Raw genomic sequence first — 24,758 nt, forward strand, 5'->3', positions numbered from 1 at the left:
GGAATCACGCTTTTTCCCACCTATCTGTCGTGGGCGGGTTTGCTACCCGATTGAGTCGACTTGCTCACCGGTTTCAGCACCGCTTGCGAAGGGTCTTCATCAATGGCTGATCATCCGGATTTCGAGGCCAGCGCCAAGCCGATTGCCGCGTCGGTCGAAGCTAGCAGCCTGCGCGACCAGCTGGCGACAATCAGGCTGGCGCTGGCGAAGTCGCCGATCCGCAAACAACTGCTCTGGGCCTGCCTCGGCATCGTCGCCGTCATTGTGGCAACCTCGATCGGGCAGGTTCTGCTCAATCGCTGGAACGAGCCCTTTTACGACGCGCTGGCTCGGCGCGACATGCAGGGTTTCCTGCACCAGCTTCTGGTGTTTTCCGCCATTGCCGGCGGGCTTGTGGTGCTCAATGTCGGCCAGACCTGGCTCGACCAGACGATCCGGCTGAAGCTGCGTGAGGCGTTGACCGTCGATCTGATCGGTGAATGGATGCGGCCGGCGCGGGCTTTCCGGCTCGCCAACGCCGGCGCCATCGGCGTCAACCCCGACCAGCGCCTGCAGCAGGATGCCGGGCATCTCTCCGATCTTTCGTCAGGTCTCGGCATAGGGCTATTGCAGTCGTTGATTCTGCTTGTTTCGTTCGTCGGCGTCCTTTGGTCGCTGTCTTCCGGCTTCGTCTTCCATGTCGGCGGCTATTCGCTTGCGATTCCGGGCTACATGGTGTGGGCCGCAATCCTCTATGCCGGCACCGCCTCCTGGCTGAGCTGGCTGGTCGGACGGCCGCTCATCCGCTTCAACAGCGACCGCTATACGCGCGAGGCGGAGCTGCGCTCCTCGGTGGTCCGCGTCAACGAGAATGTCGATGCCATCGCGCTTGCGCACGGCGAGGCCGACGCGCGACGGCGGCTTGAGCTCGACCTCGGCACGGTGCTGGGCGCGATGCGGCGCATCTACAGCGCCCAGATCAATCTTTCCTGGGTGACCGACACCTATGGCTGGATCACTGTCGTCGCGCCGATCCTCGTCGCCGCGCCGGTCTATTTTGCCGGTGACATCAGCTTCGGCGGGCTGATGATGGCTGTCGGCGCCTTCAACCAGGTGCATTCCTCGTTGCGCTGGTTCATCAACAATATCGGCGGCATCGCCGATTGGCGCGCCACGCTGATGCGCGTCGCCGATTTCCGCATCGCGCTTGCTGAAACGGATGTGCTCCACCACAGCGAGAGGCGCATCGAGTTCGGCGAAAATCCGGACGGCAGGCTGACATTCGACAAGCTCGAAATTGCGTCGCGGGATGGATGCACCAAGCTCGCCGAGCCCCATGTCGAGATCCGCGCCGGCGAGCGCGTCATGATCACCGGAGATCCGCGCGCCGGCAAGACGCTGTTCTTCCGCGCCATTGCCGGTCTGTGGCCGTGGGGAAGCGGGCGGATCGGCATGCCGGCCGGAGAGGTGCCGGCCTTCGTTCCCCGAAAACCCTATTTCCCGCTCGGCACGCTGCGCGAGGTGCTCGACCACGCCGATGCCGCGGTCAGCGACGCCGAGATCTCGGCGGTGCTTGCCGAGGTCGGTCTCGGGCGGCTGTCATCCTCGCTCGACCGGTCGGCGCGCTGGGAGCGCGAATTGAGCGATGACGAGCAGCGCCTGCTTGCCTTTGCCCGGCTGGTCTTGCGGCAGCCGAAATGGGTGATCATCGATGAGGCTTTGGACACGTTCGACGGCGCGACGCTGCGGCGGGTGCTGTCGATGCTGGAGGCGCGTCTTGCCGACGCCGCGATCCTCAATATCGGCCGTGGCCAGCAGAATATTGAATTCTTCCCGCGCTCATTGGCGATCGTGAAAGACGTCGAGCGACCGGCTCTCAAGCCAGTCCGCGTCAGGGCCGGCGCGATCGAACCGCCCCCGGCCGTCGCCAAAGCCCACCAACAGGCATAGCCGGCCGTAAGCTTTATTTTGCCGTGATCGCGGCGAAAGATTGCCGGCATCGTTCGGAAGCCTGCGGCGTTGGATTCATGCGACACGCTTTGAGTCTTTGCTTCGATGCTTGTCGTTACCCCAAAACCGGTGCGCGCTTTTGGGCGACCTGCGTCAGCCTGCTTGCCTGCCTTGCCCGTGCCCAGGCAGCACCATTGGCCGCGCCTGCCGACACCATTGCCGTGGACGTCGAACTGGTGCTGGCGGTCGACATCTCGCACTCGATGGACGAAAAGGAATTCGCCCTGCAGCGCGCCGGCTATGTCAAGGCGCTGCGCCACCCCGACTTCATCAATGCGGTGCGTTCGGGCGTGAACGGCCGCATTGCGCTGGCCTATTTCGAATGGGCAGGCACCGTCCGCGACGACGCCGTCATTGCCTGGCAGGTCATCGACGATGCCGAGAGCGCCGAGGTATTCGCCGGCAAGATCGAGGCGCGCCCGTTCAGGAGCTTTCGCGGCACCTCGATTTCCAGTGCGCTCGCCTTCGGCGCCAAGCTTTTGGATGGAGCCGCCTTCGACGCGACGCGCAGCGTCATCGACATCTCAGGCGATGGCCCCAACAATATCGGGATGCCCGTCGCCACGACACGCGACGCCGCGATAGCAAAGGGCATCGTCATCAATGGCCTGCCGATCCTGCTCAGCCCGTCGCCCAGCTTCAGCCATCTCGACCAATACTATGCCGAGTGCGTCACAGGCGGGCCAGGCTCCTTCGTGCTGCCGGTCTATGCCGCTTCGGAATTCGTGACCGCCATACGCCGCAAGCTGGTCCTCGAGGTCAGCGGTGTTGCCGATCCTAATGCCGGTCCCGGGGCCGATCCCGGATCCGTCCCGGTCGATGCGGCAGCACCGGTCGACTGTTTGCAAGGCGAGCGCGGTCGGCGGTTTTTCTCCGATCCGTATTTTCCGGAACTTGATCGCTAGACCTCGACGAATGGCGATCAGTCCCAGATGTCTCCGGACTCGGGCCGGCTGGCCGAAGCGACGGGTCGCCGTTATCGCTTCAGCAGGAACACCGCCTGCTGGCCAAAGAAATTCCAGAACCACCATGGCATCGACAGGCCGATTTTCTGGCCATTGGCGTCGAGCGCGGTTGCCTTTTCCACCGTTGCGCCGAGCTCTTCGCAGAGATTGACGAAGTCGCGGATGGTGCAGAAATGGATGTTGGGCGTGTCGTACCAGGAATAGGGCAGGTCCTTGGTCACCGGCATCCGCCCTTCGACGAACAGCGAAAGGCGTACCCGCCAGTGGCCGAAATTGGGGAAGGAGACGATGGCGTGCTTGCCGATCCTGAGCAACTCGTCGAGCACCAGCTTCGGGTTGCGGGTCGCCTGCAAGGTCTGCGACAGGACGACGAAATCAAAACCCTTGTCGGGATAGAATTTGAGGTCCTTGTCGGCGTCGCCCTGGATGACGGACAGGCCGCGCGCCACGCATTCGTTGACGCCGCGCTGCGACAGTTCCATCCCGCGGCCGTCGACCTGCTTCGTCGCCTGCAGCAATTCGAGCAGCAGGCCATCGCCGGAGCCGACGTCCAGCACCCGCGACTGCGGCGGGATGAGATCGGCGACGACTTCGAGGTCGACGCGCTGGGCGTGGTTGACACTCATGATCGTGCCTCTTGACTGGCGCATGACCTTGATCCGAAAAGCCTGCAAACTTCAGGCGTCATGCGCTGCTGCCTGGCGCAAGATGCCGGTTCGAAAAGGCTGTAATCTTTGGGGGTCATGCGCTGAGCCCCCTGGCGCGGGCCGCCGACGCGATGAAGCCGTTGATGGCGGCGAACAGCTCCGGCTCGTCGAGCAGGAAGGCGTCGTGGCCGCGATCAGTCTCGATCTCGACGAAGGACACCGAGGCGCCGGCCGCGTTCAGCGCGTGAACGACCGAGCGGCTCTCCTCGGTCGGGAACAGCCAGTCGCTGGTGAAGGAGACCAGGCAGAAACGGGTCCTGGTGCCGGCAAAGGCGTCGGCCAGCCGGCCGCCATGATCGGCGGCGAGGTCGAAATAGTCCATCGCTCGGGTCATGTAGAGATAGGAGTTGGCGTCGAAGCGGTCTACGAAGGTCATGCCCTGATGGCGCAGATAGCTCTCAATCTGGAAGTCGGCGTCGAAACCGAAGGTGAGCGCTTCACGGTCCTGCAGGTTGCGGCCAAATTTTCGGTGCAGGGCCGCCTCCGACAGATAGGTGATGTGAGCGGCCATGCGCGCCACGGCCAGTCCCTTTTCCGGGCGCTTGCCCTGCTCGAAATATTTGCCGCCATGCCAGTCGGGATCGGCCATCACCGCTTGCCGGCCGACCTCATGGAAGGCGATGTTCTGCGAGGAATGGCGCGCGCCGGTGGCGATCGGCAGCGCCGAGAAAACGCGCTCCGGATAGCTCGACGCCCATTGCAGCACCTGCATGCCGCCCATCGAGCCGCCGAGCACCGAGAACAGTTTTTCGATGCCGAAATGGTCGACCAGCATCAACTGCGCCCGCACCATGTCGCGGATGGTGATGATCGGCAGGTCGAGCCCGTACGGCTTGCCGGTGGCGGGATTGGTCGAGGCGGGGCCGGTCGAGCCGAGGCAGCCGCCGATGACGTTCGAGCAGATGACGAAGAAGCGGCTGGTGTCGATGATCTTGCCGGGGCCGATGAGCACTTCCCACCAGCCCGGCTTGCCGGTCACCGGATTGGTGCTGGCGACATGCTGGTCGCCAGTCAGCGCATGGCAGACGAGGATGGCGTTGGAGCGGGCGTCGTTGAGCGTGCCGTAGGTCTTGTAGGCGATCTGGAACGGCGACAGCAGTGTGCCGGCATCGAGCTTGAGCGGCTTGTCGGCGCCGAAACGCAACACCGGGCTCGACGGCTCGTCGGCCTCGTTGTTGGTTCTTTTCGTGCGCAGCGCGACCATCGCATCCTCTTACATTAACCCATCGTGTTTTCCGAAAGTCGATTGCGATTTTCGGCTCGATGCGACTGTCCGGCCGGCTGCGGACAACAAAAAAACCGGCATTGCCTTCGCAAAGCCGGTTACAGGATGCAAACGGCCCTTTAGCGAGTTGTTTAACGTGGCTGCAAGCCGACCGGCCAAATCACCACGGGATTTCGCCTTTCTTTAGGACCGGCGCGCCTCGGCGTCAACGTCCAGTCACGCACCGATCATTGCCGCCTCTCGACATTCCAGGCCACGGCTTGTATTTCCGCGGCGGCTTCCAGTGTGGCGGATCTGAAATTCGCATCGCGTTGGAGCAGCGGAAGCGTTCTCGACGGATTTTTGCAATATGAACCAGGCATCGGATCAGGCACGTCCAACGCCCCGCGCGGGGATCATGGACATCGAAGCCTATGTGCCGGGCAAAAGCACGGCGCCGGCCGGCGTTGCCAAGGTCCACAAATTGTCGTCGAACGAGAACCCGCTCGGCCCCTCGCCGAAGGCGATAGAAGCCGCGCGCGACGTTGCGGCCAAGCTCGACATATATCCCGACGGCACCGCCAGGCGCCTGCGGGAGGCGATCGCCGAGGTGCATGGCCTCAATCCGGCGAACATCGTCTGTTCCAATGGTTCCGACGAGATTCTGGGCCTGCTTGCGCAGACCTATCTCGCGCCCGGCGACGAGGCTGTGATCACCGAACACGGCTTCATGGTCTACAAGATCTACATCCAGTCGGCAGGTGCTGTCCCGGTCTCGGTCAAGGAAACCAATGAGCGTGCCGACGTCGATGCGATCCTCGCTGCGGTGACGCCGCGTACCAGGATCATTTTCCTCGCCAATCCCAACAACCCGACCGGTACCTATTTGCCGTTCCAGGAGGTGCGCCGCCTGCATGCCGGCCTGCCTCGAAACGTGCTTCTGGTGCTTGATGCAGCCTATGCCGAATATGTCCGCCGCAACGATTATGAAGCCGGCGTCGAACTGGTGGCTGGTGCGGAAAACGTGGTTATGACCCGCACCTTCTCCAAGCTCGGCCTCGGCGGCGCGCGGATCGGCTGGATGTACGCGCCGATGCATGTCATCGATGCGATCAACCGGGTGCGGGGTCCCTTCAACGTCAACGCGACGGCGATCGAGGCCGGCATTGCCGCGATCCGCGACCGTGCCCATGTCGAGCGAAGCGTGGCGCATAACGAGACCTGGCTGACCTGGGTGAGCGAGGAGTTGACCAGGCTCGGACTGCGGGTGACGCCGAGCGTCGGCAATTTCGTCCTCATCCACTTTCCCGAAGACAAAAAACATTCGGCGGCAGCTGCGGACGATTACCTCTGTGCGCGCGGCTACATATTGCGGCGCGTTTCCGGCTACGGCTTCCCGAATGCGCTGCGCATGAGCATCGGCACCGAAGAGGCCAATCGCGGCGTTGTCGCCGCCCTCGCGACATTTCTGAAAAGCTAGAACACCATGACATCACCGATGTTCGAAAAGATCGCGCTGGTCGGCATCGGCCTGATCGGCTCGTCGCTGGCCCGCGTAATCCATCGCGAAGGCCTTGCCGGTCATGTCGCCATCTCGACGCGCAGCGAAACGACGCTGGCGCGGGCGAAACAACTCGGCCTCGGCTCCTTCTACACGTCGGATGCGAAAAAGGCGGTCGGCGATGCCGACCTGGTCATCGTTTCGGTGCCGGTCGGTTCTTCGGGCGAGGTCGCCGAGGAAATCGCACCGGCGCTGAAGCAGGGCGCAATTCTCACCGATGTCGGCTCGACCAAGGCGTCGGTCATCGCGCAGATGCAGCCGCATGTGCCTGCCGGCGTGCATTTCATTCCCGGCCATCCACTGGCCGGCACTGAAAAATCGGGTCCGGACGCCGGCTTTGCCGAATTGTTCGAAAACCGCTGGTGCATCTTCACGCCGCTACCCGGCACCGATCCCGAGGCGCTGGAAAGGCTCTCGGAATTCTGGCGCCGCTGCGGCTCCAACATCGACACGATGGATCCCCAGCATCACGACATGACATTGGCCATCGTCTCGCACCTGCCGCACATCATCGCCTATAACATCGTCGGCACCGCCGACGATCTGGAGTCGGTGACCAAGTCCGAGGTCATAAAATATTCGGCCTCCGGCTTTCGCGACTTCACGCGCCTTGCCGCGTCCGACCCGACGATGTGGCGGGACGTCTGCCTGCACAACAAGGATGCCATCCTCGAAATGCTGGCGCGGTTCTCGGAGGATCTGGCCTCGCTGCAGCGGGCGATCCGCTGGGGCGACGGCGAAAAGCTGTTCGACCTGTTCACCCGCACCCGCGCCGTGCGCCGCTCGATCATCGAGGCCGGCCAGGACATCGACGTGCCGGACTTTGGCCGGCAGGCAGTCGAGCATCCGGCCAAGGGATAGAGCATCGGACCCGTACAGGTTTTAGGTGAAATCCGATGCTCAAGCAAAAGATAGAGCGGCGGTACCATCCGATTTGAAGGCCGCCGCGCGCTCAATCCGGCCAGTGAGCCGCCATCATCGCCAGTGTCTCGGCCCTGTCGGGCGCTCCCAGCCTGCCGCCGAAGCGCAGGCATTTGAGCGCGGCGGCGGCGCTGGCAAACCGCAATGTCCGTTCGATCGGCATCGCCTCGGCCAGCCCGACGGCAAAGGCGCCGTGAAACACGTCGCCGGCGGCAAGTGTATCCACTGCCTTGATCTTTGGCGCCGCGACATGGCGCACCGACGCCACCGAGCGGTCGAACCACCAGCTTCCCGCTGCGCCGCCGGTCACCGCTACGAAAGCATCGGTGCGCCTGGCCAGCGCTTCACAGGCCTTTTGCGTGCCTTGCTCCTCGCCGCAGAGGATGAACGCCGCCGGCTCCGACGCGACGATATGCGTGGCGAGCGGAAACAGTCGTTCCAGCACGGCCCGTGGCGCGGTGTCGGCGTCGAGTATGGCTGGACGGCCGATTGCGCGCGCCGCCGTCAGGGCCAGAGTTGCCGCGCCCGGCCAGCGCACGTCGACCAGGACGGCGTCGAATGCGGTGAGATCCTGACTGGGGAGCGCTTCGGGGTCGGCCTGGGCGAGCTTGTCATAGAACGGAACGATAATGCGCTCGCCATGCGTGTCGACCAGGATGGCCGACAGTGCCGACCGCGCGCCGGCGACGCGCCGGACAAAGCTGCAATCGATGCCTTCGGCCTCAATGCCGGCGACCAGCTGATCGCCGACGAGGTCGTCTCCCGCGCTCGCCCACAGCGATACCTCCGCGCCGAGGCGGCGTGCGGCGCAGGCCGCGCTCGAAGCCATGCCCGAGGCGATCTGGACGCCGTCGGACGCGATGAACTTGCCCTGACGCGCCGGAAGCGTGTCGACGCGAAGGATCGTATCGAGCGTCAGCGCGCCAACACTCAGGAGCTTCACCGGGCGGTCTTCCTGTTTGGCCATGGTCTTTCCGAACTGGAGGTTCGCAATCATCGCCTAATCGACCGGCTCGATGCTGCCCAGCGGGATAAAACCGAGCGAGACCTTGCCCTTGACGATCTTGAGCGGCATCGACGGTTCATTGCCAAGCAGCGCCAGCCCGGCAAAGCCGGTTTTGATCTGGCTCTTCTGCTCGGGAATGGCCTTGCCGAGGATTTCCGCCACCGCCTTCGGATCGCTGAGCTTGATCATCAAATCGGCGTCGATCAGCCCGTTGGCATCGACCGAAACCGGTCCGGAAACGGTGACGTGCGCGCTCCCCGACGACAGATCGAGCTTGCCAATATCCACCGCCTGGCCGCGCAGGCTCTCTGTTTGTGTCTTGATCAGCGCCACGCCGTTCTTCAGCGTCACGTCGCCGCCGCCGTCGAGCGGCGGCAGCACGCGGCCATCGATCGCGCCCGGATCGATTTCGAGGTCGGTAAAACTCCCGGTATAGTCGATGTCCTGGCCGTTCGGACGCAATTCTCCGGCCGCTGTCCCAGCGCTGAACAGCTCGACCGGGTCTGTGCCATCGGCCGGATCGGTCTGGGCTGACAGAGCCTCTGCCTCCAGTGAAACGCGCCGGGGCAGGGGCCAGGACAGTTGGACGTTCGCTCGCAGATCGTCCCAGTCGATCCACAGCGGCGCCATCCCCGGCACGGAGGTCCTGAGCGGCCCGCGCAGGTCGGCGCCAGGCGACAGGATCTGGGTGATGTGGGTGACTGCTTTGAGGCTGCCGAGCGAGGCGGCGACGTTCCTGCTGTCGTCCTGATAAGCCAGACTGTCGCAGGAAACGGCGAAGCTTGAGGGGTAGCCGCTGACCGTGAGATTGGCGCAGTCCGCCGCGATGCCACTGCCGTTGAGTTCGGCCACCGCTATGTCGGCTTCGCTCTTGACCTTGTCTGCCAGGTAGAACCAGCCGGCACTGTAGAGGCCGAACAGCACGACGATGAAAACGCCGAGCCAGAACAGCCGGCGGAGAAAATTCGGCGGGCGTTCGTCATTTGACGTCATGCTGCGGCTCTCGTTGGCGCGTGTTGCAGAGGGGACTGTCGTTTCCGGCAAGATCGGGTAGACGGAGACGGATTGAAAAAACACCGATTTCAGTGCGGTGCTGCAACCAGGCTTGGCGATATGGGCGATTTTTGGGTTTTTGGCTACGGCTCGCTGATCTGGCGGCCGGGATTTGCGCATGTCGAGACGCGGCGGGCCCGCCTCCATGGCTACCGCCGCTCGCTGTGCGTCTACTCCTTCGTGCATCGCGGAACGCGCGAACGGCCCGGCCTGGTGCTCGGCCTCGACCGTGGCGGCTCCTGCATCGGGCTGGCTTTCCGCGTCCCCGGCGATCTGCGCAACGAGGTCATCACCTATCTGCGCGAGCGCGAACTGGTCACCAATGTCTATCTCGAGCGCATGGTTAGCATTCGCCTCGACAAGGGGGACACGCGTGAGGCCGACAAGGGTGGGGGCGACACAGACGGAGGCGAGACGGTCGAGGCTGTCGCCTATGTCGTCGACCGTACCCACGAGCAATATGCCGGTGCGCTCGACGCGGCCGATGCGGCGAGCGTCGTTCGCGGCGCCGTCGGCCAGTCGGGAAAGAATGAGGACTACGTGTCCAGCACGCTGGAGCACCTCGAGGCGCTGGGGATCCGCGACCATTGGCTGGAAGAGGTGGCGAAACGGATCGCGCCTTTGTGAAGCGCTGGTCGGTGGAAAAGTCGGCCGGCCCTTTGACGTTGGTGCGGCCCGCCATAGGTTAAGCCGGTCACGGGGCTTTTCGCCCGCTTCTTTCCATTCCCCACGGAGATCAGTCTTGCAGAAACGTCGTCTCGGTCAAACCGACCTGTCCATCGCGCCGCTGGTTCTGGGTGGCAACGTCTTCGGCTGGACCGCCGACGAGAAAACCTCTTTCGACCTGCTCGACCGGTTCGTCGGCGCCGGCCTCAACGCCATCGACACCGCCGATGCCTATTCGCGCTGGGTTCCCGGCAACAAGGGCGGTGAATCCGAAACGATCATCGGCAAATGGATGAAAAGCCGCGGCAATCGCGACAAGGTTGTGGTGATCACCAAGGTCGGGTCGGACATGGGGCAGGGCAGGAAAGACCTCTCCGCGGCCTATATCGAAAAGGCCATCGATGCGTCGCTGAAGCGGCTGCAGACCGATGTCGTCGATCTCTATCTGTCGCACTGGCCGGACCCGGCCACCCCTTACGAGGAAACGCTTGGCGCCTATCAGAAGCTGCTCGACAAGGGCAAGATCCGCCACGTCGGCGCGTCCAATCTCGATGCTGGCCAGTTGCGCGCCGCGCTGGACGTGGCAAGCCTGCGGGGCCTGCCGCGCTATGCGGTGCTGCAGCCGGAGTATAATCTCTACGATCGCGCCTCTTTCGATGGGCCGCTGCGCGATCTGTGCATGGCCGAGGATATCGGCGTCATCACCTATTTCAGCCTCGCCAAGGGGTTTTTGAGCGGCAAGTACCGCAGCCAAGCCGATCTCGGCAAAAGCGCGCGTGGCGACGACGTGAAGAACTATCTCAACGCGCGCGGCATGCGCATCCTGGCGGCACTCGACGCCGTATCGGGACGTCACGCGGCCAAGCCGGCGGAAGTGGCGCTCGCCTGGGTGATTGCGCGGGCCGGCGTCACCGCGCCGATCGCCAGCACCACGACATTGGATCAGGTAGACAGCCTCGTCCGCGCCGCATCATTGGAGTTCGGTCCGGACGATATCGTCGAGCTCGACAGCGCGAGTGCTTAGACGCCAGCGCGAAGCGATGGCTTGATCAAACAGCAGCCAAGAACCGGGCGCGGCCTGCGCCGGAACGCTCCCTGCACGATCGTTCAAGACGCCTGCTGTGCCCTGCCATACCATTGCCGGCATCGCGCCTGGATACTGGTATACAGATGTCCGAACAGGTCTTTTCCCATCCGGAACTATGGCAGAAATTGCTCGCGCTTGTGCTGGCATCGGCGGTCGTGATGGGCAGTCCGGGGCCGGCGACGATAAGCGTCACCGCCGTTGGCGCCGCCTTCGGCCCGCGCGATTCACTCCGCTACGCCTCGGGCATCATTCTTGGTACGGTCGCCGTGCTTTTGGTCGTGGCGACGGGCATTACGGCCACGCTCGCCTCTGTGCCGACGCTCACACCCCTCCTGGCGGTGGCATCCGCAGCCTACATCCTCTACCTCGCCTTCAAGATAGCAACGGCCCCGCCTCTGGCAGCGCGTACTGGCGGCGCGGCGCGTCCCACATTCCTCGGCGGGTTTCTTCTGGCCGTCGCCAACCCAAAAGCCTATGTGGCGATTGCCGCCGTATTTGCCGGCACGTCGTCCGCTGGTGAGCTCGATGCAGGTCTCAAGCTGGCGGTCCTCGCTTCGATGATCATCGCCATCTATGTCCTGTGGCTTCTCGCCGGGGCAGCGTTTGCGCGCTTCCTGCGCAATCCGCTGGCGTCGCGGATCATCAATCTGATGTTCGCGGCAACACTGGTTTTGACCACGGCGCTGGCTGTGATTCCCTAGGGGATACTGCCGACCAAGCAAGATGGTTCAGGTCGGGATATCGGAGCCAAGTTCCCTCAGCCGCTTTACCGCCGTTGGCGGCATTGGCGGCGGGTTTGGCGCCTGGGACGCCTCGATGAGCAGCTGGTCGCAGGCGGCTTCCGTCTCGCCGATCAGCCGTTCCATGAATTCTTGCTTGCCCAAACCCGCCGGGATCGGCGGCAGGAAGCGGGCCTTGATCGTGCCGGGATAGCGCAGGAATTTTCGCCGCGGCCAGTAGAGGCCGGCGACATGGGCGACCGGCACCACCGGAATGCCAAGCTGGGTATAGAGCTCGACGATGCCGTATTTATAGGCCGGCTCGTCGCCCGGCGCCCGGCGCGTGCCCTCGGGGTAGATGATCAGCTGGCGGGGATTGCGCGCCAGCTCCTGCCTGGTCGCGGCGACCACCGCTTTCAGCGCCTTCGAGCGGCTGCCGCGGTCGACCGGGATCATCCGCATTTTCAGGATGTACCAGCCGAAGAACGGGATCCAGGTCAGTTCCCGCTTGAGGATGTAGATCGGATCCTGCAGGAACGGGAAAAAGGCGATCGCGTCCCAGAAGGACTGGTGCTTCGGCGCCAGGATGAAGGAACCCTCGGGCAGGTTTTCCTGGCCGGTGATCTCGCTTTTGGTGCCGGCGATCTTGTCATAGAGCCACATGCTGGTGTGTGACCAGAATTTCGGCACGAACCAGGCACGGGGGCGCGGAGACAGGAAATAGTACGGGGTCCAGAGGATCATCTGGACGATCAGATTGACGTAGAAGACGAAGTTGAACGCCAGCGAGCGGACATAAAGCATGCAGGAAGAGCCCGGTGAGGAGGTGTGCGTTGGTTACACCAAGCGCGGGCAAAAAGGAAACCGTGCGATGGCCGGAGATCGATCCGCCTTGATGAAGCCGCGGCCCGTTCGTCAGGCCTGCCACGTCTCTTGCACCAGCCGTTTCTTCAGGCGTGGGGCGGCGAAATCGAGAAACGCACGCAGTTTCACCGGCAGCAGGCCATTGCCGGCATGCACCAGGCTGACCGGCCATGGCTGCGGCTCGAATGCCTCCAGCACGGTGCGGAGGGTGCCCGACCGCACTGCAGCTGCGATCTGGTAGGAAAGCACCCTTGTTAACCCGATGCCGGCAATCGCGGCATCGATCGCCGCTTCCGCGGTGTTGACCCGAAGTCGTGAGCGGATCGGAACGGTGAGGTCAGTCTTGCCCGTGGCAAAAGTCCATGCGGCGGGAGCGGTGAGCCCCTCGAAGGTGACGCAGTTGTGTGCCGCGAGGTCTTTCGGCGCCTCCGGCGTGCCGTGCTCGGCCAGATAGGCCGGGCTCGCGCAAACAACGCGCCGGATCGAGCCGATGCGGGTGGCCACAAGGCTGGAGTCGGGAAGCTGGCCGATGCGGACGGCGAGATCGATGTGCTCCTCGGTCAACTGGGTTATCCGGTCCGCAAGCATCAGCCGAATAGTCACGTCGGGGTAGGCAGCGAGGAAGCCGGTGACGACCGGCAGCACATGCAGGCGGCCAAAGACGATCGGTGCGGTGATGATCAGTTCGCCTGTCGGGGCGCTGTATTCGCCGGCGGCAGTCCGCTCGGCCTCGCCGACCTCGTCGAGAATGCGACGGCAGGCAGCGAGGTAGGCGTGACCTGTGTCGGTCAGCGTCAGCTGCCGCGTCGAGCGATTCAGAAGACGCGTCTTCAGATGCCGCTCCAGGTCGGAGACCTTGCGGCTGACCGTTGCAAGCGGGATGCCGAAACGGCGTCCGGCGGCCGAAAGGCTGCCGGCCTCCGCCGCGGCGACAAAAAGCGACATGGCCTCGATGCGATCCATATTTCTCCCGGAAAATGGAAGGATAGGTTGCAAATATGGCATCTACATCCGAGCGATGGAAGGGGCCATGTTTTGGCGGCGAGCTGATCAACGAGAAGGAATGCCGATGCCCCGTATCCCTACACCAGCGTCCATAGAGGCCGCGCCTGCTGCGTCGCAGCCGATGTTACATGCCGTCGAGAAGCAACTCGGCGTCGTGCCTAACCTCTTCAGGCTTGTTTCCAATAGCCCGGCTGCGCTTGAAGGCTATCTCAGCCTGTCTGGAGCGCTTGCCAAAGGCCGACTGCCCGCGCCGACGCGCGAGCGCATTGCTCTGGCGGTTGCCGAGGTCAATGGCTGCAACTACTGCCTTTCCGCTCACACCTATCTCGGCAAGAATCTCGCCAAGCTTGATGATGCCGAAATGGTCGCCAATCGCGCGGGCAGTTCCAACGATCCCAAGGCCGCCGCAGCCGTGCGTTTCGCCACCAAGATTGCGCGCGACCGCGGCCATATCGGTGACGAGGATCTCAGCGCCGTCAGGCTCGCAGGCTACGACGATGCGCAGATCATCGAGATCGTCCAGCATGTCGCTCTCAATGTCTGGACCAACTATGTCAATGAGGTCGCCAGGACGGAAATCGACTTTCCGGTCGTTTCTGCCCGCAGGGCAGCCTGAGTCAGTCGCAAGGAGTTCCCATGTCTGAAAGCCGCCCGCCGCTCCCGCCATTCACCGCCGAGACCGCCGCACAGAAGGCACGCATGGCTGAGGATGCCTGGAACTCCCGTGATCCGGCACGGGTCGCGCTTGCCTACACAATCGACAGCCGCTGGCGCAACCGGGCCGAGTTCCTGCAAGGGCGCGAGGCTATCCAGACATTCCTCACACGCAAATGGGGTCGCGAACGCGACTACCGGCTCATCAAGGAGGTCTGGGCCTTCCGCGACAACCGTATCGCCGTGCGTTTCGCTTATGAATGGCACGACCACAGCGGCTCGTGGTTTCGCAGCTACGGCAATGAGAACTGGGAGTTCGATGAGCTTGGATTGATGCGCCTGCGCATCGCCAGCATCAACGACCTGCCGATCCTCGAGGCCGACCGCAAATATCATTGGCCGCTTGGCCGCCGGCCGGACGGTCATCCCTCTCTATCGGAACTCGGCCTTTGAAGGAGGCTTTCCATGAATGCTCACCTCTTCACCAGCGATGTCGCCTTTACGCCAACCGTCAAGGCGATCCAGGCCCGCAAAGGCTCACGCGAGGCCTATGCCCGCGTCGAACAGCGCGGCAGCTGGCCAGCTGATATCACGCCCGATCTCGCCGCCTTCATCGAGGCGCAGACCAGCGTCTTCCTGTCGACGGCCAATGGTGAGGGCCAGCCCTACATCCAGCATCGCGGCGGGCCGGCCGGCTTCCTCAAGGTGCTCGACGAGCGGACGATCGGCTTCGCCGATTTTTCCGGCAACAAGCAATTCATCACCCAAGGCAATCTGGACGACAACCCGCGGGCTTTCCTGTTCCTGATCGACTATGCGCATCGGCAGCGCATCAAGATCTGGGGCAGCGCACGGGTCGTCGAACAGGACGCCGAACTGATGGCGAAGCTGATGCCGGAAGGCTACAAGGCGCGCCCGGAGCAGATCATCCTGTTCACGGTTTCGGCCTGGGATTCCAATTGTCCGCAGCACATTCCACAGCGTTTCGAAGCGGCCGATGTGGCGGCGGCGCTGGCCGAGCGGGACAAGCGTATCGAACGTCTCGAACACGAGATCGCGCGGCTGCGCAGCGTCTCAAGCGCCACGCTCAAGGAATGATAGCGCTGCCGGTTCCAGATCGGCTCAGTTCGGCGCAACAGCCTCGGCCAGCGCGATGCCGGTTGGCGTTGGCTTGACCGGCACGATGCCGCGCGCCAGCGCCAGCAGATATTTGTTGTATTCGGTGAACAGCACGCGCAAGGCTCTCGGCTTGGTCAGCCAGCCGCCATTGCCAAGATTGCTGTTGACCACCGGATAGGGCTCGAGCTTGGCCTTGTGCAGCAGCCGGCCCATTTCCAGCAGGCTGCGCGGCATGTGATAGTTGTTGGTGACGAGAATCACGGTGCCATAGGCGTGGTCTTCCACCCACTTGGCACTTTCCTCGGCATTGCCGATCGTGTCGAGCGCGGCACGGTCGATGTCGACGCAGCAGGAAAACAATTCCTTGTCGCCGCGGGTCGCGACCTGAAGCTGGCGGCGGCTGGCGGAAGGATGCACGCCACTGATCAGCAGCCGCTCGCCCTTGCCGGACGCCAGCAGGCCCATGGCCGCGTCGAGACGCGAATGGCCGCCGGTCAGCACGATGATGGCATCGGCCCTTGCCGGATTGGCGGGCGTCGCGAGACGGCTGACGGTGCTGGCGAACCAGCCAAAGCCGCCGGCAAACAACGTTGCCAGCACGAGCAGAAAGAAAGCTGAGATGCGTAGCGCGCTCGCCAATCGGCGGGGCTTGACGCGCTCGCTAGAACGCGTGATCACCAAGGGCAACTGTCCAGCCATTCCGGTCGAGTCGCGCGCGTCCATCGTCCTTATCGATAACTCCGAAATACGGCGTTTAGTAGGTCGGAAAGCACAAATTTCGTTACGCTAATTCTCTATACGTGATCACCCTGCGTCCGGCTGGCGGACATCGATGTCGCTGAGATAGGTGACGACGGTGACATGGGAGGTTGCCGCCGTCAGCGCACCGATGACCAGCACCATGAGAACAACGCCGAGATAGCCCGCCGAACCGATGGCGAAATTGCCGAACAGGGCGGTCGCCTGATCGGCCTGCGGCGTCGCCATGTTTCGCGACGACCACCACGAGAAGACGATGAAGACGAACACCGCCGCCGCACCCCCGGCGGCGGCGCCCTTCATGCCGGTGACGAGAAAGTGGTGGCGGAATTCGCGCGCGATAAAGCGCGCTTCGGCGCCGACGAAATGCAGCACCTCGATGATGTGGCCGTTGCCGGCCATGGCGCCGCGCGTCGCGAACACCACGGTCAGCACGGTTGCAGCCAGCATCAGCGCCAACACGGCGATGCCGATGGTCACCGTGGTGCGGGCCATGGCGACCAGCCGGTCGACCCAGGTGCGATGGTCGTCAAGCGAGGCACTGGGCAGTTTCGACGTGATCGCGGCGCGCATTGCGGCGAAATCGGGAGGGTTGGTCTCGTCTATGGTGACGATGATCAGACGCGGCACCGGCAGCTCGTCGATGTTGAGACCCGAACCCAGCCAGGGTTCCAAAAGCCGCGCCGTGGCATCGCGGTCGACGATCCTGGCGCTCTTCACGCCAGGGAATTCGCCGGCGATCTGCGAGGCCTGGGCAAGTGCTGCCTCGATGTCGAGGCCGTCCATCGGCTTGATCTGGATCGTCGCCTCGCGTGAGATCTGGTTCTCCCAGACCGAGGCGGTGTCGCGCACCAGCGTCACCGCGCCGAAGGTCAGGCAGGAGAGGAATGTCATGATGGCGATCACCAGGACCAGCGCCCGGCCGGCGATGTTCTGGGCGGGCACGATCGGCGCCATCTTGCGCTGAACGCGCTGCGTCCCAGCCCTGTCAGCGTGTTGGTCTTCGACATGGCGAGCGGAAAGGTCAGTCATAGATATCCAGCCTTCCGCCGGACAGGATCATGCGGCGTGCGTCGACCTGTTCCATCAGGCCGAGGTCGTGCGTTGCGATCACCACGGCGGTGCCCAGCCGGTTGAGTTCGATGAACAGCCGCAACAGGCGTCGCGCCAGCGGCGGGTCGACATTCCCGGTTGGCTCATCGGCAAGCAGGATTTCGGGCTGCTCGATCAGCGCCCTGGCGATTGCGGCGCGCTGCTTCTCGCCACCCGACAGCACCGGCGGCAGCACATGCATGCGCTCGCCAAGGCCGACCCATTTCAAGAGCTCGGTCACATCGGTGCGGTAGCTGGCCTCCTCGCGCCCGCGCACGCGCAGCGGCAAGGCCACATTCTCATAGGTCGTCATGTGGTCGAGCAGGCGAAAGTCCTGGAACACCACGCCGATGCGCCGCCGCAGATGCGGCAGCTCGGCGCGCGAGATGCGCGAGCGGTCTTTGCCGAAGATGGTGATCAGCCCACGCGTCGGCTTGAGCGACATGAACAAAAGCCGCAGCAGCGTCGTCTTGCCGGCGCCCGAAGGGCCGCTCAGGAACTGGAAGGAGCGCTCCGGTATGTGCAAGGAAATGTCGCGGAGGATTTCCGGACCCATGCCATAGCGGAGGCCGACATTTTCGAAGCGGATCACGTTCGACGACCTGAAACTTGCGGCGGCGACGAGGCAGCCTTCTCTGAGAAAAGACCATCGGCCGGCATGGTTAACCGGCGGTTAATTTTGGGGTTTTTTGGGCGCGTCACAAGGGGTTTCCGGGGGAAACGTTAACCATTTCCGTTTACGCATAAGAAACGAAGAGCGAACAAGTGCGAAGTGCTGAGGCCGCGATGGCTGACGATCGAACCGCGCGCCCGGTTTCCGGCGAAATCATGACCGATACGGCCGCAAATCCTGCGCCGGAACGCATCATGCGTGATCCGCCTGGTGACATCGTCGACGCCGACTACGAGGTGCTGCCGCGTTTAACCGCCAGCACGGGCGTTTCACCGCCGCTTTTGCGCGTGATCACCACGCCATCGATCAAAGGCATGGACATGCTGCGCAAGCCGGTAGCGGCGATGGAACGGCTGCGGGCGTCGCGCGGCGGGCCGATCTTCTGGATCGCCGGCCTCAGTGCCGCGTTTGCAGCCTTCTGGATCTCGGGCGGGCACGCGCTGGTGCGCCAGACGCCGCTTCTTCTGGCGGCGCGACAAGCGGGCGCTGCCCTGACCATTTCAGGCGTTACGTCGCGTATCGATGCGTCCGGGCCGCAACCTGTCCTGTTCGTCGGTGGCGAGGCCGCGAATGACGGCGCCAGCCCGTCGCCATTGCCACCGCTGGAAGTCCGGGTCACCGGCAATGACAGGCGCACAACCCGTTATAGGCTGGCGACATTTAACCGTTCGCTGGCGCCCGGCGAAAGATTTGGCTTTTCCAGCCGGCTCGACATGCCTAGAAACGGGGTCAAGACCGTCTCGGTCACCTTCGCCAATTAGCGGCGATCATTTCTGGAAGGGCAGCCAATGCCAATCGTGCGCGGCAAGGATATCGAGGTCCTGTTTTCGGCGTCGGCGATCGCCCGCCGCAATCTGGAGCTCGCCAAGGAGATCGCCGGGCACGATTATCACGACCTTCTGGTGATTTCGGTGCTGAAGGGATCGTTCATCTTCGCCGCCGACCTCATCCGCGCCATGCACGATGTCGGCCTGTCGCCGGAGGTCGAGTTCATCTTCATCTCCAGCTACGGCGCCGGCACCACCAGCGGCGAGGTGAGGGTGCTGCGCGACATCGACAATGAGGTCGCCGGCCGAGACGTGCTGTTGATCGACGACATCCTCGAATCCGGCAAGACGCTGTCCTTCACCCGCGACCTGATGCTGTCGCGCGGCGCCAAAAGCTGCGCCATCGCCGTGCTGCTCGACAAGCGCATGCGCCGCCAGACCACGCTCAACGCCGACTATGTCGGCTTCGACTGCCCCGACTATTTCGTCGTCGGCTACGGCATGGATGTGGCCCACGCCTTTCGCGAACTGCCGTTTGTCGGCGTCGTAAAGGGCGACGCCTAGATTTATCTTCGATGCGGTTGCGGTTCAGGAAAAGTCAACTTTTCCACGCCAACATTCGGCTATGGCAAAGCTCCTGATCGTTGAGGACGATGAATCCGTCCGCACCCTCGCCGCTCGCGCGCTCGAACGCGCCGGGCATATGATCGACATCGCCGCTGACGGCGCGCAGGGGCTTGCCCTGATCCGCGCTGCACGTGGCGGCTACGACCTTGTCGTCTCGGATATCCGGATGCCGGAGATGGACGGCATCCAAATGGCCAAGGCGGCTGCATCGCTTTTCCCGGCGATGAAGATCTTGCTGATGACTGGCTATGCCGACCAGCGCGAGCGCGCCGAGGAATTGAACGGCGTCATTGTGGACGTCGTGCAGAAGCCGTTCACGCTGGCCGAAATCCGCGCGCGCGTCGAACAGGCGCTCGCCTGTTTCGCTTAAGATTCCGCGCGGTCAGGCCGGATCGCAGGTCGCTGCGATTGCCGGCGCGCTGCTCCGGCGCCGGCTGGCGTTGAGCGCGAACAGACCGGCGCCGATGATGAGGGCGGCGCCGATGACGGTGGTCGATCGCGGCACTTCGGCAAAGAACAGGAAGCCCCACAGCGGCGACCAGATGATGCCGGTGTATTCGAAGGTGGCGACGCCGTTGGCCGGCGCCAGCCGGTAGGCCTGCGACAACAGGATCATCCCGGCCGAAGCCACGACGCCGCAGGCGGCCATCGTCAGGAAGTCGATTGACGTCGGCCAGATCCATGGCCTGACCAGGAATTCGAGGCTCGGATGCGTGGCATGAGCTATTCCTGCCAGCCAGAACAGCCCGGCGACCGCTGCAGCGCCCAGGAGATAGACGCCGTTTTGATAGAACGCCATGACCGTGGATGATTCGGTGTCGCCGATCTTGCGGGCCATCAACTGCGAAAAACCGTACAGCACCGCCGAGGCCAGCGACAGCAGCGCCGCCCAGTCGAACAGCCCGGCGCCGGGTCGCAGCATCACCAGCACGCCGAGCATGCCGACCATGACGGTGACCAGCGTCTGCCCCGCTACCCGTTCGCCGAGATAGGGGCCGGCAAGCGCCATGATGAACAGCGGTGCCATGAAATAGAGCGCCACCGCGTCGGCGAGCGGCAGGGCGGCGATCGCCAGGTAGTAGAGCGTGTAGGAGGTGAACAGGATCAAGGCGCGCATCGTCAACATGCGAAACCGCTTTGAAAAGATCGCCCTGAGCCCGACATCGGCATGAACCAGCACGAGAAGAATGGGCAGGGCAACGATCGAGCGGATCGCCATCACCTCGGTCACCGGATAGGTTCCCGATACGGCCTTGATCAGCGGATCCTGGAGCGAGAACACCAGAACGCCGAGGCAAAGGCTTGCCATGCCGAGGACGATCCGGTTCTGCATGGCGTTCGACGGCTCCTTGCGTGCGCGGCCCGAGAGCCGGGCCCGCGTAACTTTGTTTTATGCACATCGCCCAAAACCGCTTCGCACCCTCGGGTCAGGCCCAGGGTCGGGCCCGAGGACATGCTTTTGGGCGACCTGCATCAAAAAGAACCCGCCACCATTTCGGGCAGCGGGTACGAGTGAGGACTTTTTTGGTCCGCAGCCGATTTCGCAGCCGCATATCCAATGGGTGAAGCAACTATTATCCGCCGTTTGACATGTTGCAAACGAATTGGAATGATGCCAGCGATCAGATTTTCTTATGGCGGACAAATGAAGCCCACGCTCGACAGCGATCTGCTGCGCACCTTCGTCGCGGTCGCCGACGCCGGCAATTTCACCAAGGCTGCGGTGCAGGCCGGCCGTACCCAGTCGGCGGTTTCGATGCAGATGAAGAAGCTCGAGGATATGGTCGGCGACAGCCTGTTCGAGCGCGGCTCGCGGGGTGTGGCGCTGACGCGCCGCGGCGGCGAACTCATCGTCAACGCCCGCCGCATCGTGTCGCTGCTGGACGAGACGGCGGCATCGATGGTCGCGGCGCCGCTTGGCGGACCGGTGCGCATCGGCATTCCGGAGGAATATGGCCACGCGATCCTGTCGCGCGCGCTCGGCGCCTTTGCCAAGCGTCATCCTCAGGTCGACATCACCGTCCGCTACGCGCATTCCGGTGCGCAGATCGCGGCGCTCGCCGCCGGCGAGCTCGATCTGGCAGTGGTGTTCGAATGGCAGGACCTCTCCGGCGGTGAGGTGCTGATGCATGACCCGACCGTGTGGGTGACGTCGGAGCTGCATCACATGCATGAGGAGCGGCCGGTGCCGATCGCGCTCTACAACCGCGCCGGCTGGTGCAAGGATTTCGCGATAAAGTCGCTGGAACAGCGTGGTCTCGCCTATCGCGTCGCCTATACAAGCGATACCAATGGCGGCCTGCGACTTGCCGTCACCTCCGGGCTGGCGATTGCGCCGATCTCGCGCAGCAACATCCCGGCCGGCTGCCGCGAGCTTACCGCCGCCGATGGATTCGGCGACATCGATTCCTCGAACGTGGTGCTGCGGCGCAATCCGAACGCTTCCGGCGAGGCCATCGTCAGCATGGAAGAGGCGATCCGCGAGGCGTTCACCAACCGTTAGAGCAGGCCGGCTTTACTTCAGCTCCAGCAGCCGCTCCAGATAGCTGCGCTCGATATCGGGGCTGAGCGCGTTGCCGAGCCGCTTGCGGATCGCGTCGAGGATCTGGCGGGCGCGCTGCACGTCGATCTCGTCCGGCACCTTCACCGAATCGCCGAAATCTGGACCCTCGGTGGCGCGTGGCCGGCCGAGCGGATCGCGGTCGGCATTCTGCTGGCGGCCGCCGCGCTGGCCGTCGCCCTCGTCGCCCTGCATGGCCTGCAATTGCTTCATCATGTCCTTGGCGCCCTTGCGCAACGCCTCCAGCGCGCGGCCCTGGTGGCCGACCGCCTGATCGCCATCGCTGTCGCCAAGCGCCTGTTCGGCATCGCCCATGGATTTGCCGGCCTCGCCAAATCCCTCATTGGGCTCGAGCCCCATACCTTCGAGACCCTTTCTCAACTGGTCGAGCTCGCTTTGCAGTTTGCCCTGGCCTTCCTGCAACTGCTTCAGCGCGTCGGCGAATTCCTCCGGCGTCATCGGCTTCGGCCGGCCGAGCGGATCGCGGTCTTCGCCTGGGCCGGGCTGCTCGCCCTGTTCGCCCATTTGGCCCTGCTCGCCGTTCTCGCCGAGCTGCTCGTCTCGGTTCTGCCCACGCTGTTGCTGGCCGCGCTGCATCTGGTCCATGCGGAAGGTTTCGTTCATCATCTCCTGCTGGCGCCGCATGATCTCGCCGAGCTTGTCCATCTGCTGGCGCATTTCGCTGTTCTGCTGGCCGCCCTGCTGCTGACGTCCGGCCTGCAGGTTGTTCATCATGTCCTGCAGTTGCGAAAGCAATTGCTGCGCGCTGTCGCGATCGCCGGACTTCGCCAGATTCTCGATCTGGTCCATCATCCGTTCGATATCACTCTGGCGCAGCTCCTGGCCGTTCTGCTGCATCTGCGGCGCGTTTGGATTCTGCTGCGCACGCTGGGCGAATTCCTGCAAGAATTGGTTCATCGCCTCGCGCAGTTCCTTCATCGCCTTGTCGATTTCCTCGTCGCTGGCGCCGTTCTTGATCGCGTCCTGCAACGCCTGCTGCGCCTGGCGCAGCCGCCGCTCGGCGTCCGAAAGATTGCCTTCCTCGATGCCGAGCGCGATCTCCCAGAGATAGGCGACTTCGTCGCGCAATTTGTCGTCGTTCTCGGCCATCTTCAGCCGGGTGCGGGCGCTCATGATGGCGAGGTAGTGCGCCATATTGTCGAACGTGTCTTCGGGCCTGAGCGTGATCGCATCCATCAGGTCGAGCACGCGGCTCTTGGCGTTGGCGTCGAGCGCCAGCGCGCGGCGCTGCTCGATCACGGCCCTGGCCAGCGGATTGGAGAATGGCCGCTCCGGCATCACCAGGGTCCTGGTTTCGCTGGTTGCCGTATGGCCGGCATCGTCGGTGGCGACAAGCCTGAGCTTGATGTCGCCGCCGGCCCAGACATGCTCGGTCAGGTCCTTCGTGGTCTTGGCGGCATTCCCGTTGACGCCGCGGCGCGGCAGCGTCAGCGGCATTTCGGGCGGGCCATAGAGCGGATGCGCATTCGGCGCCGGTGGGTCGGCCAATACGAAATCCGCCTTGGCGGAGGCCGCGCCATAGTCGTCGTCGATCTGGTAGTTGAGTTCGAAGGAGCCGTTGACGGCGCGTTTCGGCTCGCCGACGAAGCGGATTTGTGGCGGCTTGTCCGGGATCACCGCGAAGGCCCAGCTGCCGAGTTCGTCGCCGCCCGAGTTCAGTGTCAGCGTGCCGTTGGCCGTCAGCTTGCCGGTGAACTGGCGCACCGTGGAGGGCGTTGCCGTGGAGGGCGTTGCCGCCGCCGGCTTGGCCGCGTCGGCCTGCTGCCCGGCCGGCTCGATGGTGCGGGCGTTGCCGTCGGCGTCGGCATAGCTCAGCGTTTCCTCGCCCGAGCCGCCGGTGACGCGCAGCGACACATCGCTGCCTTCCGGAACGGTGAAGGTGGACGGCGCCTGATTGCCATTGCTGGCGAGGGCCGGGTTGGCGAGGGCTGGTGAAGTGAGGAAGACCGGCGCCCTGCCGGTGTAGGCCGGCGGCGTCACCCAGGCGTCGATGCGCGGCGGCACGGCATCGCGCGCCGCGTGGGCACTGAACCCGTCTGCTATGCGGCCGCCCGACGGCCCGAACGAGAAGGCGAAAGCGGTGACCAACACAAGCGCCGCCACGGCGCGCAGCCCCCACGGGTCGCGCTCCGGCACCCGGGTGCGTGGCAGGTCGCCACCGAGGTTGCCGAGTTTTTCGGCCATGCGTTTCTGGTGCTCGCGCCACAGCGCTTGCGAAAAAATGCTTTCCCTGCCGCTTGGCCGGTCCGTCTGCACCAGCACCGGGCTGTGCAGCAATAGGTTGGCCGCCTCGATGCGCCGATCGATCTCGGCACTGGACGGCACCCGGAAGAAACGCAGGGGATAGAGCGCGACAAGGGCTGCGATGGCGAACACAGCCACAAGACCGATGCGCGCCATGTCGGGCAGTAAAAGGAAGAGGCCGAGCCACGAGACGCTGAGGAACAGGCTGGCGACGATGACGAGCGGAAGCAGCAACGGCCAACCACGCTCGACCGTCATCGAGACCCGCGTCGCCAGCCGGCTCAGGGCAAGGCGCCCGGCCAGGCTGCGATCGCTGGTGAAGGTGGGTCGTTGCGTCATCGGCCCTTCCTGTTCGGGCGGGATAACCCGAACCTCACAAATCTATCGCACCGGCCCGAAAATCGGATGCGAAGGACTCAAAGTCTTAGATGCACGTCGCTCCAAACATACCAAGAAACACGGCGAAGGCGAGGCAGTTCCCTAAAACGTGAACAG

At 63.8% G+C, this 24,758-nt stretch carries 25 protein-coding genes and 1 riboswitch; of the genes, 14 read left to right on the forward strand and 11 right to left on the reverse strand.

The features are described from left to right. Positions 1-102: 102 nt before the first annotated feature. Positions 103-1,929: an ABC transporter ATP-binding protein/permease gene (locus AC0L3D_RS15700; protein WP_473644953.1), complete on the forward strand. Its 1,827-nt coding sequence runs from the start codon at positions 103-105 to the stop codon at positions 1,927-1,929. Between the two features lie 194 nt (positions 1,930-2,123). Beyond that, positions 2,124-2,894, forward strand: a complete 771-nt coding sequence (locus tag AC0L3D_RS15705) for a DUF1194 domain-containing protein (RefSeq protein WP_473644955.1) — start codon at positions 2,124-2,126, stop codon at positions 2,892-2,894. A 71-nt stretch (positions 2,895-2,965) separates the two neighbouring features. Here the strand turns inward: AC0L3D_RS15705 and metW are convergent, their stop codons facing one another. Further along, positions 2,966-3,580, reverse strand: coding sequence for a methionine biosynthesis protein MetW (gene metW / locus AC0L3D_RS15710; protein WP_023797197.1), 615 nt, complete (start codon positions 3,578-3,580; stop codon positions 2,966-2,968). Between the two features lie 115 nt (positions 3,581-3,695). After that, complete coding sequence (metX, locus tag AC0L3D_RS15715) at positions 3,696-4,865, reverse strand: homoserine O-acetyltransferase MetX (protein ID WP_095493438.1); 1,170 nt, start codon at positions 4,863-4,865, stop codon at positions 3,696-3,698. Positions 4,866-4,985: 120 nt separating this feature from the next. Then, positions 4,986-5,063, reverse strand: a riboswitch (SAM riboswitch). A 172-nt stretch (positions 5,064-5,235) separates the two neighbouring features. Here metX and hisC point away from each other — a divergent pair. Together hisC and AC0L3D_RS15725 are read left to right on the forward strand one after the other, a co-directional pair. Beyond that, positions 5,236-6,345: a histidinol-phosphate transaminase gene (gene hisC / locus AC0L3D_RS15720; protein ID WP_473644957.1), complete on the forward strand. Its 1,110-nt coding sequence runs from the start codon at positions 5,236-5,238 to the stop codon at positions 6,343-6,345. Positions 6,346-6,351: 6 nt separating this feature from the next. Beyond that, on the forward strand, positions 6,352-7,287 hold the full coding sequence (locus tag AC0L3D_RS15725; protein ID WP_473644959.1) for a prephenate/arogenate dehydrogenase family protein: 936 nt from the start codon (positions 6,352-6,354) through the stop codon (positions 7,285-7,287). Positions 7,288-7,378: 91 nt separating this feature from the next. Here the strand turns inward: AC0L3D_RS15725 and AC0L3D_RS15730 are convergent, their stop codons facing one another. Both AC0L3D_RS15730 and AC0L3D_RS15735 read right to left on the reverse strand, forming a co-directional pair. Next, entirely contained in the window at positions 7,379-8,314 is a 936-nt protein-coding gene (locus AC0L3D_RS15730; protein ID WP_473644961.1) for a sugar kinase, read from the reverse strand. A 33-nt stretch (positions 8,315-8,347) separates the two neighbouring features. Then, positions 8,348-9,346 (reverse strand): DUF2125 domain-containing protein, encoded by a 999-nt coding sequence (locus AC0L3D_RS15735; RefSeq protein WP_473644963.1) that lies wholly within the window; start codon positions 9,344-9,346, stop codon positions 8,348-8,350. Between the two features lie 120 nt (positions 9,347-9,466). Between AC0L3D_RS15735 and AC0L3D_RS15740 the strand changes: the two genes are divergently transcribed. The 3 genes from AC0L3D_RS15740 to AC0L3D_RS15750 all read left to right on the forward strand — a co-directional run bounded on the left by AC0L3D_RS15740 (position 9,467) and on the right by AC0L3D_RS15750 (position 11,860). Continuing rightward, positions 9,467-10,033 (forward strand): gamma-glutamylcyclotransferase, encoded by a 567-nt coding sequence (locus AC0L3D_RS15740; protein ID WP_473645002.1) that lies wholly within the window; start codon positions 9,467-9,469, stop codon positions 10,031-10,033. Between the two features lie 115 nt (positions 10,034-10,148). Then, positions 10,149-11,096: an aldo/keto reductase gene (locus AC0L3D_RS15745; RefSeq protein WP_473644965.1), complete on the forward strand. Its 948-nt coding sequence runs from the start codon at positions 10,149-10,151 to the stop codon at positions 11,094-11,096. Positions 11,097-11,242: 146 nt separating this feature from the next. Continuing rightward, positions 11,243-11,860 carry a LysE family translocator gene (locus AC0L3D_RS15750; protein ID WP_473644967.1) on the forward strand — a complete coding sequence of 206 codons (618 nt, stop codon included), beginning with the start codon at positions 11,243-11,245 and terminating at the stop codon, positions 11,858-11,860. Between the two features lie 27 nt (positions 11,861-11,887). On the opposite strand, the gene AC0L3D_RS15755 is transcribed toward AC0L3D_RS15750, so the two are convergent. Next, positions 11,888-12,682, reverse strand: a complete 795-nt coding sequence (locus AC0L3D_RS15755; protein WP_473644969.1) for a lysophospholipid acyltransferase family protein — start codon at positions 12,680-12,682, stop codon at positions 11,888-11,890. Between the two features lie 111 nt (positions 12,683-12,793). Next, positions 12,794-13,705 (reverse strand): LysR family transcriptional regulator, encoded by a 912-nt coding sequence (locus AC0L3D_RS15760; protein ID WP_473644971.1) that lies wholly within the window; start codon positions 13,703-13,705, stop codon positions 12,794-12,796. 106 nt (positions 13,706-13,811) lie between these two features. On the opposite strand from AC0L3D_RS15760, the gene AC0L3D_RS15765 reads away from it, so the two are divergent. Genes AC0L3D_RS15765 through AC0L3D_RS15775 form a run of 3 tightly spaced genes read left to right on the forward strand, consistent with a single transcriptional unit; the run spans position 13,812 to position 15,499 of the window. Beyond that, on the forward strand, positions 13,812-14,363 hold the full coding sequence (locus AC0L3D_RS15765; protein WP_023797207.1) for a carboxymuconolactone decarboxylase family protein: 552 nt from the start codon (positions 13,812-13,814) through the stop codon (positions 14,361-14,363). A gap of 20 nt (positions 14,364-14,383) precedes the next feature. Continuing rightward, positions 14,384-14,854, forward strand: a complete 471-nt coding sequence (locus AC0L3D_RS15770; RefSeq protein WP_023797208.1) for a nuclear transport factor 2 family protein — start codon at positions 14,384-14,386, stop codon at positions 14,852-14,854. 12 nt (positions 14,855-14,866) lie between these two features. Next, a complete protein-coding gene (locus tag AC0L3D_RS15775) occupies positions 14,867-15,499 on the forward strand; it encodes a pyridoxamine 5'-phosphate oxidase family protein (protein ID WP_473644972.1) in 633 nt (210 codons plus the stop codon). A 24-nt stretch (positions 15,500-15,523) separates the two neighbouring features. On the opposite strand, the gene AC0L3D_RS15780 is transcribed toward AC0L3D_RS15775, so the two are convergent. The 3 genes from AC0L3D_RS15780 to ftsE form a co-directional block, all read right to left on the reverse strand. After that, positions 15,524-16,243 carry a YdcF family protein gene (locus AC0L3D_RS15780; protein ID WP_128246093.1) on the reverse strand — a complete coding sequence of 240 codons (720 nt, stop codon included), beginning with the start codon at positions 16,241-16,243 and terminating at the stop codon, positions 15,524-15,526. An 81-nt stretch (positions 16,244-16,324) separates the two neighbouring features. Then, positions 16,325-17,311, reverse strand: coding sequence for a cell division protein FtsX (locus tag AC0L3D_RS15785; protein ID WP_473644974.1), 987 nt, complete (start codon positions 17,309-17,311; stop codon positions 16,325-16,327). Then, complete coding sequence (gene ftsE, locus AC0L3D_RS15790) at positions 17,304-17,963, reverse strand: cell division ATP-binding protein FtsE (RefSeq protein WP_023797212.1); 660 nt, start codon at positions 17,961-17,963, stop codon at positions 17,304-17,306. The genes AC0L3D_RS15785 and ftsE overlap by 8 nt, the downstream gene beginning before the upstream one ends. Positions 17,964-18,157: 194 nt before the next feature. Here ftsE and AC0L3D_RS15795 point away from each other — a divergent pair, with 194 nt between their 5' ends. The 3 genes from AC0L3D_RS15795 (at position 18,158) to AC0L3D_RS15805 (ending at position 19,808) form a co-directional block, all read left to right on the forward strand. After that, the gene (locus AC0L3D_RS15795) at positions 18,158-18,805 is read left to right on the forward strand and encodes a hypothetical protein (protein WP_473644976.1); all 648 of its coding nucleotides are present in this window, start codon (positions 18,158-18,160) and stop codon (positions 18,803-18,805) included. 27 nt (positions 18,806-18,832) lie between these two features. After that, positions 18,833-19,375, forward strand: coding sequence for a hypoxanthine phosphoribosyltransferase (hpt, locus tag AC0L3D_RS15800; RefSeq protein ID WP_023797214.1), 543 nt, complete (start codon positions 18,833-18,835; stop codon positions 19,373-19,375). 61 nt (positions 19,376-19,436) lie between these two features. Then, the gene (locus AC0L3D_RS15805) at positions 19,437-19,808 is read left to right on the forward strand and encodes a response regulator (protein ID WP_027153386.1); all 372 of its coding nucleotides are present in this window, start codon (positions 19,437-19,439) and stop codon (positions 19,806-19,808) included. Between the two features lie 12 nt (positions 19,809-19,820). Here AC0L3D_RS15805 and AC0L3D_RS15810 read toward each other — a convergent pair whose 3' ends face one another. Then, the gene (locus tag AC0L3D_RS15810; RefSeq protein WP_023797216.1) at positions 19,821-20,771 is read right to left on the reverse strand and encodes a DMT family transporter; all 951 of its coding nucleotides are present in this window, start codon (positions 20,769-20,771) and stop codon (positions 19,821-19,823) included. 312 nt (positions 20,772-21,083) lie between these two features. Here AC0L3D_RS15810 and AC0L3D_RS15815 point away from each other — a divergent pair, with 312 nt between their 5' ends. Then, positions 21,084-21,941, forward strand: coding sequence for a LysR family transcriptional regulator (locus AC0L3D_RS15815; RefSeq protein ID WP_027153384.1), 858 nt, complete (start codon positions 21,084-21,086; stop codon positions 21,939-21,941). Positions 21,942-21,953: 12 nt separating this feature from the next. On the opposite strand, the gene AC0L3D_RS15820 is transcribed toward AC0L3D_RS15815, so the two are convergent. Further along, positions 21,954-24,602, reverse strand: a complete 2,649-nt coding sequence (locus AC0L3D_RS15820; RefSeq protein WP_473644978.1) for a TIGR02302 family protein — start codon at positions 24,600-24,602, stop codon at positions 21,954-21,956. Between the last annotated feature and the right edge of the window lie 156 nt (positions 24,603-24,758).

The organism is Mesorhizobium sp. WSM4837 (assembly GCF_055811435.1).